Genomic DNA, 13,903 nt, shown 5'->3' with positions numbered 1-13,903 from the left:
TTATTGATCTTTCAATAAGGCTGCAGCCTTTTTAGCAAACGTCTCAGATTGGGTAATATTATTAATCTGTTTATACGCTTCACTTAATTGTTTGTAGAAATCGGCTTCCATTTTTGGGTTTTCTACAACGTAGTCAATTCCCATTTCTAAGCTTTCAATTGCCTTTTCTGGTTTGTTAATTTTGTTATTAGCGACACCATTAATTAAATATAGGACAGGTTGTGCCGGAAATATATCAAGGGCTTCCATGCTTTTTTTTGCGGCTTCGGCATTTTTATTTAAATCCACCTGAAGCAGTAATACATCTCTAATAATTTTAAAATCATTAGGTTCCTGTTTCAATGCTTCTAAGTAATAACCTAGCGCCTTTTCTTTATCGTTAGACTTTAGATAATATGCTCCAAGCTCTAAAAGAGTTTTCACGCTTTTATCTTCGCTTACAAGTGTGGTGATTTCAACCAAATCTGATTCATATTCGGGGTTTTGACCTACAAATTTCACAAAATCGTTAAGCACTTTTGTTTTAGCATCAGCCTTTATATCTGGACTTGTTAAAACAACTTTAATAGAGTTTATAGCGCTAGTAGTATCACCTTCATCTAAGTAGAATTTATATAAGGCTAAGTGCACTAATTGTGATTCAGGATTAATGTTTTGCAAACGTTTTGCTGCATCAAATGCTTTTTTTGTTTCACCCGTTTCGCTATATCTAAAAATGAGTCTTAAGTAATTTGATTCGTCTTCAGGATTACTCTTTACTCGTTCTTCTAAGTTTTCAATCCGATCTTCATCATTTCCTGTGATGTTATAAATTTGATTTCGGAGGTAATCTCTATCTTGACTATAACCCAATTGCTCGTCCATTTCGTCGAGCAATTTTAAAGCATCTTTATATTTTTTAACGCGAATATAGAGTGACGCCAAGTCTTGCTTATAATCTGGATGAAATCTCACTAATTGCTTTACAGTTTTTAAAGCTTTGTTCATTTCATTTTGTTGGATATAAACGTCATATAATTCGTCTAAAAACCATTCGTTATCGGGAGATTTAGACACTGCTTTTTTTAAGGCATCTTCTGCTGCTCCAAAATTCTTAAGGGCTTTGTAGTTTTTTCCTAATTCGAAATATAATACAGGGTCGCTATCTTTAAGTTCGATACATTTAAGAAGAGCATCTGCCGATTTTTGATAGTTCTCAATTCCCTTTTGTTTTAGAGCTTCAAAGAAATATTCTTGAAACTTATCTTCTACATTTCCTAAATCATCGTCAGGACGCTTGTTGAAATCAACTTGCGCAAGTGTAATCCTTGGAAATAGGAACATTCCGAAGACTAGAAGCAGGATATATAATTTAGTTTTCATTTTAAAGGGTATTCGCTATGGTTGACTAGTATTCAACAATTATTCCAAAATAGAATAATCTCCAATACTAATGGCCTTAAAGCCACCATCATAGACAACATGATTTCCAATCATAGCATTGTCTAAATTAGCGTTTTTAATACTAGTATGGTTTTGAATTAAGCTATTTTTAACGCTTGAATCAGAAATCACGCAATTGTTACCAATAGATACATTAGGTCCAACCGTTGCATTATCTAATACTACATTCTCACCAATATAACAAGGCTCAATTATGTTTGAGTTATTATTTTTAACAGAGTTAGCAATCATTTGTTCTTCACCATCGGTCTTTAAAAAGCCTAGCATTTTAGCATTGGTTTCTAGAGTTACCGTCTTATTTCCACAATCCATCCATTCGTCAACGGTTCCTGTTTTAAAAACTCTTCCATCTGCCATCATACGCTTTATACCATCGTTTATTTGGTATTCGCCTCCATTCATAACGTTTTCATCAAGAACTTCTTGTAATTTATCTTTTAAAACTTCAACATCTTTGAAATAGTATATCCCTATAACGGCTTGGTCGCTAACAAAAGTTTCAGGTTTTTCAACGAGTTCAATAATCTCTTCATTGGTATTAAGTTTAACTACCCCATATGCTTCTGGGTTGGCTACTTTTTTAGTCCAAATCACACTATCTGCACTTGGATCTAAGTCAAATTCGGCACGAATAAGTGTATCTGCGTAAGCCACTACTGCAGGACCAGACAGTGATGGTTTTGCACACATAATGGCATGGCCTGTTCCCAAAGGTTGGTCTTGGCGGTAAATAGATGGTCTTGCTCCCAAACTTGTTGCAAGTTCTTTTAAACTATCAACAACATCATCACCAAACCAAGCCGGGTCTCCTAATACAAAAGCAATTTCTTCAATAGGTTGTTTTAGAACTTTCGCAATGTCTTTAACTAAACGATGAACTATTGGCTGACCTGCAACAGGGATAAGTGGTTTTGGTACTGTTAAACTATGTGGTCTTAGTCGAGAGCCTCGACCTGCCATTGGTACTATTATTTTCATATTATTATGCCTTTTTAGGCCATCTATTTTTTAATTGATTGTTTTTTACTTTACTCCAGTGCTTCCAAATCCGCCTTCGCCTCTAGAGGTTTCTGAAAGCTCATCAACTTCTATCCAATCTGCTCTTTCGTGCTTAGCGATTACTAGTTGCGCGATACGTTCTCCATTGTTTATAACAAAATCTTCACTAGATAAATTTACCAAGATTACCCCTATTTCACCTCTATAATCTGCATCAACTGTTCCAGGTGCATTAAGAACAGTTATTCCCTTTTTAGCCGCTAAACCACTTCTAGGTCTTACCTGAGCTTCATAACCAATTGGGAGCTCAATAAATAACCCTGTACCAACGACACTTCGCTCTAAAGGTTTTAATATCCTAGGTTCAGATAGATTGGCGCGCAAGTCCATTCCGGCCGATGCAATAGTTTCGTAATGTGGTAAATCGTGATTAGATTTATTAATAATCTTTATGTGCATGCTTTCAAATATTTCAGATGTAAAAAATTCTAGCTTCTTTTAAGTAATAACTTTAACTCCTTTCTCTCTAAAAAGACGATTAAGGCTAAGTAAAGTAACAAAAATACAGTTCCTAGTAAAATATCTCTATCAAAATAGTAATAAGTTATAAAACTTAATCCAGCACTTATTATGAGGTAAATACCTATGCGGCTAATGTCATATGGAACAGGGTAATACTTTCTACCCAATAGGTAAGATATTAGCATCATCAATCCGTAGGCCATAAGTGTTGCATAAGCACTGGCCATAAAACCAATTTTAGGAATAAATATTAGATTAAATGCTATAGTAATCGCCGCTCCAATCAACGAAATATACATTCCAAAACGGGTTCTATCTGTTAGTTTGTACCAAATGGAAAGGTTGTGATAAATCCCTAAACAAAGGTTTGCGAGTAATACAATGGGCACAATATCTAATGCTAATAAATAGCTTTCTTTTTTTATGAAAATTGGTCGCAATAGGTCGATATACACCACTACAATCATTAAACCAATGGCGCCAACAATAGTAAAATACTTCAATATTGTGGCGTAGGTCTGTTGAGCATTTTCTTTATCCGCATGATTAAAGAAAAAAGGTTCAGCTCCCATTCTAAATGCCTGAATAAAGAGTGTCATAAACACGGCTAGTTTATAACAAGCACTATAAGCCCCATTTATAAATTCTCCTTCTAATTCTGGTAACAACCATTTATCTAAATTTTCGTTGATTACAAATGCTAGACCTGCAACCATTATTGGCCAACCATAATTGAGCAATTGTTTTAATATACTAGTGTCAAATTGAAACTTTGTTTTAAAGAAATAAGGCGATACTAAAATTAAAACTACAGCACTAGCAATAAGGTTTGCAATAAAAATATATTCTACATCATTATTTACATTAAATACGTTTTTTAGACCTTTTAATCCGAAAGATTTGGATAGTAAAAGCACATTTAGTGCTACAATTATAAGCACGTTAATTAACTTAATTAAGGCAAACCTAATTGGTCTACCAGTAACTCTCAAGTAAGCAAACGGAATCACAATTAAGGTGTCAATGAGTGTAATTCCAACAAGTAAAGTATAAAAATCAGTATTGATTCTTAAGGTTTCTGAAATTGGTATTCGAAACAAAAACAAGAGGATTCCAAAAAACAAAGTACTCAAGACAATCGTAATCATTGCCGTTGATAACACTTTGTTTTTATCCTTGTTCCTACTAAAAAATCTAAAAAAAGAAGTTTCCATGCCGTAGGTTAGAATGACATTGAAAAAAGCAGCAACTACATAAAACTCTGTGTTTTCAGAATAGTCTTCATTAGGCAATACGTCTGTATGTAATCGTACTAATAAGAAGTTAATGAGTCGTGGCAACACAATTGCCAAACCATAGATAACAGTATCTTTTAAAAAAGTTTTTAGTACGTTCAAAAGTTTTAATTTGTTCTGCTAAAAATACGTTTTTAGCAAACGTGAACCAAGGATAGTTATTGCTCGTTTGGTGGAGCGCTAGGAAAATTTATTGGTGCTTTTTGTTTAATATTTGAAATTTTATAGTATTGCGTTTTATTTCTTTTTTGATAACTCACAACACATTCATCATCATTTAAATCGAAAGAAATAGACGTCTTATTCATTGGCATTTTATTAGCGTATTCTTCTTTTGAGTCACTACTTAAAATAACATCTTCAACCTGGTTTGCATGTGTTCTAAATAAGCCTATATATAGTTGTTTATTTCCTGATGATAATTCAAGTTTAGTCATTTTACCCTTAAAATATACACTATCTAAAGCAATAGAGGTATCGGTAACAGGAATATAAATATTTACGCCCGAACCTCCATCTTTAATCCCTGCTGCCCAATATTGGTAATACACTTGCCCAAATTCTGTAGGCGGTTTGTTTTGTAATTTCTGAGAAGAAGAGCATTGAGAAAAACTTGCCATAAGTATAAACATTACTAGTAAAAATGACGCTTGTTTTATAACTTTCATTTTAAAATAATTAACTATTATAAATATACAATTTCAAAATTAGTGCCATAAAAAAAGTCTTGCTTGAATAAGCAAGACTTTAAAGTTATTATAATGCGATATTAATTCTCATCGTCATCAAGAGTTGCCATTCCAGATGAAGCTGTTTCTAAATATAAAGATGGTGGGCCATTTTCATAATATGTTCCTGCCACTTCATTTAATTGGCTAGTTTTATAATACTTTACAACTCCATTTTCAATATAGCTGATTACGCACTCATAATCTAATAGTTCAAATGGGTAATCATCTGGGCGTTCGGTCTTTTTAAACGTGTATCCTTTAAAGGCGTTCTCAAGAACTGCAACGTACTTTCCTTCTTTCTTAACTAGTTTACCTTTTAAGTTTCTAAAATAAATACTATCAATAGTTACATTCTGATTTACGTTAGTCAAAGGAAGGAAAACATTCAGACCTGTTGTTCCAACTTTAATTCCTGCATACCATTCTTGAAAGTAAACAGGTTTGAGTTTAAATGGAGCTTGATTTTCAAATTGTGTCGTGGCAATTTTGGGGCTTGCACATTGAAAAGTAGTCGAAATAATGGCTACCAGAGCAATGGCAAAAGTCAACTTCTTAAATAATTTCATGTCAATTTCGGTTAAGATTTGGAGGGTTAATATAATTAATATATTGAGTTTAATCGATTAAATATTCTTTTAATCGATTATCTGTAATTATTTGTAAGATTTTAGCACTTTCTTAAAACTTAATAAGACCTACCCTTAACGTTGATTTAACCGTATTAATTACTCAATCCTTTTAATATTATAAGTTCTTTTTTGATTTGTTTTCTAATAAAAAGTACCATTAACAATAAGACAACTATGGCTGAAGATTTAATATAAATATAAAACCCACTTGATAAATTATCCTTAAAAGAAGGTAATAACATAATAAAACCCGCGCAATAGAGTATTATAATTATTGGTGTTACAATGTAATGTGTTCTTATTCTCTTTTTATAATAGCTTATCATATTTGAACTGAAAACAGATGAGTTTTCAGTGATATCAATTTCTTTTAGCTTTTTAATACTAAAAAACTCAATAATAACTCTAATTAATAAAGCGCTTATCATTAGTAATAAAGCAAGGGTAACAGTTGCATTATTATGAGCTTCTATATAGAAGAAAAAGCCTATCAAAACTAGTACTGTAGTTAACAAAACAAAATTTGCAATTCCTTGTTTTCTTTTGAGAATATTCATCTTCTGAACTATTAATTCAGGTCCATCTTTAGGTGTATTTTGTTCTGGTTGTTTCTCCCATTGGGATTTTAGATCCTTAAATGTTGTCATTTTTAACGCATTTAGTTAATTCATTTTTAATTCTATGGATTCGTACTCTAATGGCCTCGTGAGATAAACCTGTTATTTCTGCAATCTCTTTTTGAGGTAATCCTTCAAGTTCTAGTAGAATTATACTCTTGCTCTCTGGTTTTAAACAACCTATACATGAATACAGCTGTTTCAACTTAATGTCCATATTAGCAGAAGTATTTTCTAAAGGTTGCTCTAAGTGATTCAGGTGATCTGATATTCCTATCGTTTTTTTCTTCCTTAATTCTAAAAGACATGTATTTACGGCAATTCTATAAATCCATGTAGATATACTAGATTCCTGTCTAAACGATTCTAGGTTTTGCCAAACTTTTATAAAGACCTCCTGTGTCAAATCTTTTGATAACATCGTGTCTCCACTAGTATACCCTAAGCACAACCGAAGAACTTTATTATAGTTGGCTTCATAAAGGTGTTTAAATTGGTGGTCTAACGATTTCATTTACTATTGTAGTTCTTCATTAATAGTCTTTAAAAGCCATTTGGGTTGATCGAACATAATGAAATGAGCCGATTCTTTAGCATATTTAATCGAGTATTTCTCTAGGTTCTTATACTGTTCTTTATAGGTTTTCTTTACATTATCTTCTCCATAAGGTTGTGTAGCGGCAAGAATTGTTATAGGAATTCTAATTTTGGCTATAGGTTCTCTTAAGTCTAATTTAAGCAAATCGGTATAGCCATAAACATATGTTTTTCTATCTGCTTTTAATATCCATGCTTTGATTACATCATGTTTTTCTTTATTTAAGCACATCCCTGTTGCCATTTGTGTTGCCATAATCTCAAAGTTATTGGCATCCATATCTAGTAATCTTTGATTATAAGGGTTATCATAAACAATGGTATCACTATTAAAGTTCGGAATCATTAAGGCGCCCGCTGAAGGAAGTGCATCTACAACAATAATTTTATTATATCTGGCATTCTCATCTATAGCTAACCATAAACCTAAAGTTCCTCCTAGGCTATGACCAATTATAGTTGCATTCTCTAGTTTGTTTTCTGTAATATATTGGTCTATCCCTTCTCTAATTTTAGAAAGCCATGGTTTCTCTATGGCTGGTACATCTCCAAATCCAGCAAAAGTGAACACATGACATTCATTTGTTTTAGATAATTCTGTTACAATCTCCTTCCAAACATCTCCTGTACATGTAAATCCAGGAAACAGTAGTATAGGTTTACCTTTTCCTTGAACTTTTACATCAAAGGTTTTAGTTTGAGCTTGAAGCCCGATGCTAAGTGTACAAATTATGAGTAATAAGATATTCTTAAATGTTTTCATATTGTTTTGTTTTAAATTGATTTTTCTCTTTAGATACAAAACCATGAAAATGTTACAGATTAAATTTAAAACATAAAAAACCCAACTCGTACGAGTTGGGTTTTTTATGTTTGTGCGTACCAAAACTATATCAGTACGACAACTTAATAAGTATTAGTTGTTTAGCGCTTCTGCTCCACCAACAATCTCTAAGATTTCATTAGTAATCGCTGCTTGACGAGCCTTATTATAAGTTAATTTCAATTGATCTCTCAATTCTGTAGCGTTATCTGTTGCTTTATGCATAGCAGTCATACGCGCACCATGTTCTGAAGCAAAACTATCTCTAACAGACTTATACAATTGTGTTTTTAATGACTTAGGAATAAGTTGTTCTACGATCTCAACCTTTGAAGGTTCAAAAATATAATCTGTATTCGTGTTAGTTTCTCCTTCCATTGGTACAATAGGTAAAAACTGCTCTGTCATTACAATCTGCGTTGCTGCATTTTTAAATTTATTGTAAACGATTTCAATCTTATCGAAATCACCTTCAACAAATTTATCCATTAACATTTCAGCAATTTCAGCTACATTATCAAAAGTTAACTCATCAAAAACTTCGCTCTTGTTAGCGATAACACGATCTGTTTTCTTGAAAGCATCGTTAGCTTTTTTACCAATAGCTAAATACGACACCTCTTGATTTGCATAAGTGTCATTTGTTAGATTTGTAACCTCTTTAATAATGTTTGAATTAAAAGCACCTGCAAGACCTCTATTAGAAGTAATTGCTACTATAAGTACTTTTTTAACTTCACGCTGTGTCGCAAACTTACTTCCAGAATCTCCATCTAAAGTAGCACTCAAACTCTGTAAAAGTTCTGTCAATTTATCTGAATAAGGACGCATTGCCGTAATAGCATCTTGAGCTTTCTTCAATTTTGCAGCAGATACCATTTTCATAGCACTTGTAATCTGCATCGTTGAAGATACTGATGATATTCTATTACGTATTTCTTTTAGATTAGCCATATTTTGAAATATGAAAATATCCTGTGTTCAAATTGAGCACAGGATTATTAATTATGCTCTATATTTAGCTGATAAGTCGCTCGCTACAGTTGTTAATGTATCTGTAACCTCATCAGTTAATTTTCCTGCTTTTAAAGTGCTTAAAACATCTGAATGCTTAGCCTTTAAGAATTCAATGAAATCTCTTTCGAATTCTTTTACCTTGTTCACAGGAACGTCTTTTAATAAGTTTTTAGATCCTGCATAAATAATTGCAACCTGATCTTCAACTGTAAACGGATCGTTTTGTGCTTGCTTTAAGATTTCAACGTTACGTTTACCTTTTTCAATTACGTTTAAAGTAACAGCATCTAAATCAGAACCAAACTTAGCAAATGCTTCAAGTTCACGGAACTGAGCCTGATCTAATTTTAATGTTCCTGATACTTTTTTCATTGATTTAATTTGTGCATTACCACCAACACGAGATACCGAAATACCTACATTAATTGCTGGACGTACACCAGAGTTAAATAAATCTCCATCTAAGAAGATTTGTCCATCTGTAATAGAAATTACGTTAGTTGGAATATATGCAGAAACGTCACCTGCTTGAGTTTCAATGATTGGTAAAGCCGTTAAAGAACCACCACCTTTTACCATTGGTTTTAATGCCTCAGGAAGATCATTCATTTCTTTTGCAATCGCATCGTCATTGATGATTTTTGCAGAACGCTCTAATAATCTTGAGTGAAGGTAGAAAACATCACCAGGATACGCCTCACGTCCTGGTGGGCGACGTAGTAATAAAGATATCTCACGATATGCAACGGCTTGCTTTGACAAATCATCAAAAACAATTAATGCTGGACGACCAGTATCTCTAAAATATTCTCCAATAGAAGCTCCTGTCATTGGTGCATAAACTTGCATTGCAGCAGGATCTGATGCATTTGCAGCCACTATTGTCGTATATGCTAAAGCTCCTTTTTCTTCTAAAGTCTTAGCAATGTTTGCTACAGTTGAAGCTTTTTGTCCAACTGCAACATATATACAATATACAGGATTACCTGCATCATAAAATTCTTTTTGATTTAAGATCGCATCGATACAAACAGTAGTTTTACCTGTTTGACGGTCACCAATTACCAACTCACGTTGACCTCTACCCACTGGAATCATAGCATCAATCGCTTTAATTCCTGTTTGTAACGGCTCTGTTACTGGTTCTCTGTAAATAACACCTGGTGCTTTACGCTCTAAAGGCATTTGGTAAGTTTCGCCAGCAATTGGTCCTTTACCATCAATAGGGTTACCTAAAGTGTCTACAACACGACCAACAATACCTTCACCTACGTTTACAGAGGCGATACGTTCAGTACGTTTTACTGTAGATCCTTCTCTTACTCCTACTGAAGCACCTAATAATACAATACCTACGTTATCTTCTTCAAGGTTAAGAACGATACCTTCTAATCCACCATCGAATTCTACTAATTCTCCGTATTGAGCGTTAGCTAATCCGTAAGCACGCACAATACCGTCACCTACAGTTAATACTGTTCCAACTTCGTCTAATGAAGCACTCGCTTCAAAACCTGAAAGTTGTTGTTTTAAGATTGCTGATATCTCAGCTGGTTTTACTTCTGCCATCTTATTCTATTTTGACCCCTCGTTTTGCTTAGGGCAAGTTTAATTTAATGTAAATTCTCTTTTTAATGTATTCAATTGATTAGCAATACTTGCATTATACTGGACATCGCCCACACGCAAAATGAAACCACCTAAGATGCTTTCATCTACTGTATTTTTAATCTCAATTTTATCAGCACTTGTCAATTCTTTTACCTTGGCAAGTACTTTGCTTTTTAAATCATCTGTTAAAGGCACAGCTGTAGTAACATTTGCTACTTCAATATTCTGAGACTTTTCATATAATTCAACATATTTAGAAGCAACATCTCCTAAAATGTTCATACGTTTATTTTTAACCAAAACATCTAACAAGCCAGAAAACATTGGGTTTGCTTTAGGAAACACTTTTAATAAAGCATTTTTCTTATCAGTAGACTTAATTACAGCACTTTGAATCATGTCGTTTAAGTCTTTGTTGTCTGCAACAGATTTAGCGATTAGCACCATATCCTCATTAACGGCTTTCGCTGTATTTTGAGTTTGAGCTAAGTCTAAAACTGCTTTCGCATAACGAATTGCTGCTCTTGTTCCTGCCATGGCTTTAGTTTAATTTTGCTTCACCTAACATTGTCTCAACCAATTTTAATTGCTTGTCTTTGTTAGATAATTCATCTTTTACAACTTTTTCTGCGATCTCTACAGATAAGTTAGCTACTTGTGCTTTAAGATCTGAAATTGCGGCTTGCTTTTCACTTGCAATTGCAGCTTGAGCTTGCTCAATAATTTTGCTAGCTTGTGCTGAAGCTTCACCTTTAGCATCTTCAATCATCTTATTTTTAAGCTCTCTCGCTTCTTTAAGCATTGCTTCACGTTCTAAACGTGCTTCTTGTAATAACTTTTCGTTATCTGCTTGAAGGTTTTCCATTTCTCTCTTAGCATTTTCAGCAGAGTCTAATGCATTTTTAATCCCTTCTTCTCTTTCATTTACTGCATTTAAAATTGGCTTCCAAGCATATTTTTTAAGCAATAATAAAAGGAGTACAAACAATAATGTTTGCCAGAAAAATAGTCCTAAAGAAAAATCTTCTAATAACTTCATAATATATAATTGTTATATCAATTTAATTTTCAATAAAAGCAACCTTGCAACCAACCGTTACAAGGTTACTTTTTGGTTTTTAATTATACCGCAAATAATGCAGCAAATCCAATACCTTCAATTAAGGCTGCTGCGATAAGCATAGCTGTTTGGATCTTTCCGTAAGATTCTGGTTGACGAGCGATTGCTTCCATAGCAGAACCACCAATTTTACCAATACCAATACCAACTCCAATTACAACTAAACCTGCACCTACCATTACTGGGATTTCCATAATAAATATATTTAAAAATTAAACATTCAATATTTAGTATTCTTACAAGTGCTGTATCTCACCTTCATGTTCTTCGGCATGCTCGTGAGTTTCAGCAGCAAAACCAAAGTAAAGTGCCGATAACATTGTAAAAATATATGCTTGTAGCAATGCTACTAATATTTCAATAAGTGAAATTGCAAAGGCCAATCCAAATGATAATGGGCTTCCAATAACGCTTTTGAAAATAAACATTAAACCAATTAAACTCATTAATACAATATGTCCTGCTTGCATATTTGCATATAAACGTATTAATAATGAGAATGGCTTAATAAAGATTCCTAAAACTTCAATAGGAATTAATATAATGTACAGAACTACTTTAGCGTACCAAGGCATAGAGTTCCCTAATGGATCAAAAATATGCTTCCAGTAATCTTTCGTTCCTGTAAAATTCGTTAATAAAAAAGTTAATATCGCTAACGATGCTGTTACGGCAAGATTTCCAGTAACATTAACCCCTAATGGCGTTAAACCAAAAATATTTAAGAACCATATAAAGAAAAATACGGTTAGTAAAAACGGCATATATTTCATGTATTTTTTCTCACCAATATTTGGAATAGCAATGTCATCTCTAATATAAAGTACAATAGGCTCAAAGAAACGACCAACACCCTTTGCAATACCTCCATTTTTACCGTATGAACGCCCTAAACTTCTAAATAAGAAAAACATTAACAAGCCCGTAAGGATAATCATCACAACACTTTTTGTTATTGACATATCAAATGGTTTTGCATTTGTAGGCTTATGGTCTTCATCATAATTGATGGTTCCGTTAGCATCTGTTTTATAAATGTGATTGTGATATAGTTTATAGAAGTTTCCATCAACCTCAGCTAATTCTTCTCCATGATGGAATTTTGATGACGAAAAGACTTTTAATCCTCCATCCCAAAGAATAACTGGAAGCGGAAAACCAATATATTTATGTTCGCCTTCGTCGGTTGTATATGAGAACAAACTAAAGTCATAAGAATCTTTCAAGTGGTGTTGAATATACTCTTTGATTTCAGATTTTTTATCTCCTTTCCCTTCACCTTCACTTGCAAACGAAGTAAAGGATACTAAAAGTAATAATAAGGTAATTGTCTTAACAGTTATTTTTCTATGCATATCACTTAAATAATAGTGGCTTAAAAATCGCTGCAAAGGTATGGTTTTATATCAAAAACAAAAACTATTTTGAACTTTATTTCTTAGGGTGTTTTTGTTTGTTAAAAAAGGCGGTTCTATTCTAATTTATTTAACCATTTTGCCAAGCTAGATGTTTCAATAATTAAACTCAAAAGGTAAGGTATAAAAAAGGCGGCAAACTCTAATTTAGATATGGTCCCATCTGCTTTATAGGCACCATAAAATAAAATAAAAAACACAGCAAATTTTACTAAACTTCCGGCAATAAACAAAAAGCCTAGTTGTTCTTTGTATTTGTCTTTCATTTTTTGCAAGAATGCAAAGATTAAAATAGCTAAAATGCCATTTACAATGTAAGCAAGTACAATTTTATTGTCAAATAATGGATATTCTAAATACTTAAGTGTTAGTACATGAAGTCCAAATACAACGACAAGAATTAGTATAATCTTTAAGGAAAATTTTAGTAGCGATTGATTCATTTATTTATGAATTCGATTAAGTTGTTTAACAACAATAAAAAGTGAGATGGCAACACCTGCAAGTGTACAAAATATAATGAACATTTTTTCGCCATCATTGTATGTTGCATCAAGCCATTTACCCAGCATGACAAAGCCATAAATAATAGCTCCCATTTCTAGACCTATGCCTGTTAGCATTAAAGCTTGTTTAAGCGGTTTGTCCTTTTTCTGTTGGTCTTGTTGGTGGTTTGATTGTGGTTTGTTGTCCGGTTGCTCCATGACTTGTTTCTTTTAGGCTGCCTTTCATAGAACATGTGGCGTTAAAAGTGGCTCCTGGTTCTACTGCTAATTTACCAACGATCACTTCACCTTCAACATGCGCTGAAGATTTTAATGATAGTGTATCTGAAAGCAATAATTTGCCCATAAATTTTCCTTCAATATCGGCATTTGCGCTTTTTAATGTTCCATTAATGATTCCTGTTTTACCAATAACCACTTTTCCCGGTGTTTTGATATTTCCTTGAATTGAGCCTTCAATTCTGAAATCGCCTTCGCTAATAATATCTCCTGTAATAACAGTGCCTTTAGCAATTGTGTTCTGTTGTGAAATTGTTTCTGAAGCCATACGTCCTGTTTTTTTGTCTGAAAACATAGGT

At 33.1% G+C, this 13,903-nt stretch carries 18 protein-coding genes; all 18 read right to left on the bottom strand.

The annotated features are described in order from the left end of the window. The 18 genes from Q0893_RS02835 to Q0893_RS02750 all read right to left on the bottom strand — a co-directional run bounded on the left by Q0893_RS02835 (window position 1) and on the right by Q0893_RS02750 (window position 13,899). Window positions 1-1,362: a tetratricopeptide repeat protein gene (locus Q0893_RS02835; RefSeq protein ID WP_298901057.1), complete on the bottom strand. Its 1,362-nt coding sequence runs from the start codon at window positions 1,360-1,362 to the stop codon at window positions 1-3. 39 nt (window positions 1,363-1,401) lie between these two features. After that, a complete protein-coding gene (locus Q0893_RS02830) occupies window positions 1,402-2,421 on the bottom strand; it encodes a sugar phosphate nucleotidyltransferase (protein ID WP_298901058.1) in 1,020 nt (339 codons plus the stop codon). A gap of 45 nt (window positions 2,422-2,466) precedes the next feature. After that, window positions 2,467-2,901 carry a dUTP diphosphatase gene (gene dut, locus Q0893_RS02825; RefSeq protein ID WP_298901059.1) on the bottom strand — a complete coding sequence of 145 codons (435 nt, stop codon included), beginning with the start codon at window positions 2,899-2,901 and terminating at the stop codon, window positions 2,467-2,469. 29 nt (window positions 2,902-2,930) lie between these two features. Further along, a complete protein-coding gene (locus tag Q0893_RS02820; protein WP_299272315.1) occupies window positions 2,931-4,361 on the bottom strand; it encodes an oligosaccharide flippase family protein in 1,431 nt (476 codons plus the stop codon). A gap of 56 nt (window positions 4,362-4,417) precedes the next feature. Beyond that, complete coding sequence (locus tag Q0893_RS02815; RefSeq protein WP_299272313.1) at window positions 4,418-4,927, bottom strand: hypothetical protein; 510 nt, start codon at window positions 4,925-4,927, stop codon at window positions 4,418-4,420. Between the two features lie 101 nt (window positions 4,928-5,028). Further along, complete coding sequence (locus Q0893_RS02810; RefSeq protein WP_298901062.1) at window positions 5,029-5,556, bottom strand: hypothetical protein; 528 nt, start codon at window positions 5,554-5,556, stop codon at window positions 5,029-5,031. Between the two features lie 155 nt (window positions 5,557-5,711). Next, complete coding sequence (locus Q0893_RS02805; RefSeq protein WP_298901063.1) at window positions 5,712-6,266, bottom strand: hypothetical protein; 555 nt, start codon at window positions 6,264-6,266, stop codon at window positions 5,712-5,714. Next, window positions 6,253-6,750, bottom strand: coding sequence for an RNA polymerase sigma factor (locus Q0893_RS02800; protein WP_299272310.1), 498 nt, complete (start codon window positions 6,748-6,750; stop codon window positions 6,253-6,255). Before Q0893_RS02800 ends, Q0893_RS02805 begins: the two co-directional genes overlap by 14 nt. 3 nt (window positions 6,751-6,753) lie before the next feature. Next, complete coding sequence (locus Q0893_RS02795; RefSeq protein ID WP_299272308.1) at window positions 6,754-7,596, bottom strand: alpha/beta hydrolase; 843 nt, start codon at window positions 7,594-7,596, stop codon at window positions 6,754-6,756. Window positions 7,597-7,749: 153 nt separating this feature from the next. Further along, entirely contained in the window at window positions 7,750-8,610 is an 861-nt protein-coding gene (gene atpG, locus Q0893_RS02790) for an ATP synthase F1 subunit gamma (protein ID WP_298901066.1), read from the bottom strand. Between the two features lie 51 nt (window positions 8,611-8,661). Then, window positions 8,662-10,242: a F0F1 ATP synthase subunit alpha gene (gene atpA, locus Q0893_RS02785; protein WP_298901067.1), complete on the bottom strand. Its 1,581-nt coding sequence runs from the start codon at window positions 10,240-10,242 to the stop codon at window positions 8,662-8,664. A gap of 39 nt (window positions 10,243-10,281) precedes the next feature. Next, on the bottom strand, window positions 10,282-10,821 hold the full coding sequence (gene atpH / locus Q0893_RS02780) for an ATP synthase F1 subunit delta (RefSeq protein WP_298901068.1): 540 nt from the start codon (window positions 10,819-10,821) through the stop codon (window positions 10,282-10,284). A gap of 4 nt (window positions 10,822-10,825) precedes the next feature. Then, complete coding sequence (locus tag Q0893_RS02775) at window positions 10,826-11,326, bottom strand: F0F1 ATP synthase subunit B (protein ID WP_298901523.1); 501 nt, start codon at window positions 11,324-11,326, stop codon at window positions 10,826-10,828. An 80-nt stretch (window positions 11,327-11,406) separates the two neighbouring features. Next, window positions 11,407-11,598, bottom strand: coding sequence for an ATP synthase F0 subunit C (gene atpE, locus Q0893_RS02770; RefSeq protein ID WP_033959615.1), 192 nt, complete (start codon window positions 11,596-11,598; stop codon window positions 11,407-11,409). A 42-nt stretch (window positions 11,599-11,640) separates the two neighbouring features. After that, on the bottom strand, window positions 11,641-12,759 hold the full coding sequence (gene atpB / locus Q0893_RS02765) for a F0F1 ATP synthase subunit A (protein ID WP_298901071.1): 1,119 nt from the start codon (window positions 12,757-12,759) through the stop codon (window positions 11,641-11,643). 116 nt (window positions 12,760-12,875) lie between these two features. Beyond that, window positions 12,876-13,262 (bottom strand): DUF6168 family protein, encoded by a 387-nt coding sequence (locus tag Q0893_RS02760; RefSeq protein ID WP_298901072.1) that lies wholly within the window; start codon window positions 13,260-13,262, stop codon window positions 12,876-12,878. Continuing rightward, window positions 13,263-13,442 (bottom strand): AtpZ/AtpI family protein, encoded by a 180-nt coding sequence (locus tag Q0893_RS02755; RefSeq protein ID WP_298901073.1) that lies wholly within the window; start codon window positions 13,440-13,442, stop codon window positions 13,263-13,265. Window positions 13,443-13,452: 10 nt separating this feature from the next. After that, on the bottom strand, window positions 13,453-13,899 hold the full coding sequence (locus tag Q0893_RS02750) for a polymer-forming cytoskeletal protein (protein ID WP_298901074.1): 447 nt from the start codon (window positions 13,897-13,899) through the stop codon (window positions 13,453-13,455). Window positions 13,900-13,903 lie beyond the last annotated feature (4 nt).

It is taken from the genome of uncultured Psychroserpens sp. (assembly GCF_947494225.1).
In the GTDB taxonomy this organism is placed as follows: Bacteria; Bacteroidota; Bacteroidia; order Flavobacteriales; family Flavobacteriaceae; genus Psychroserpens.
This window is presented reverse-complemented; position numbering and strand designations above follow the sequence as displayed.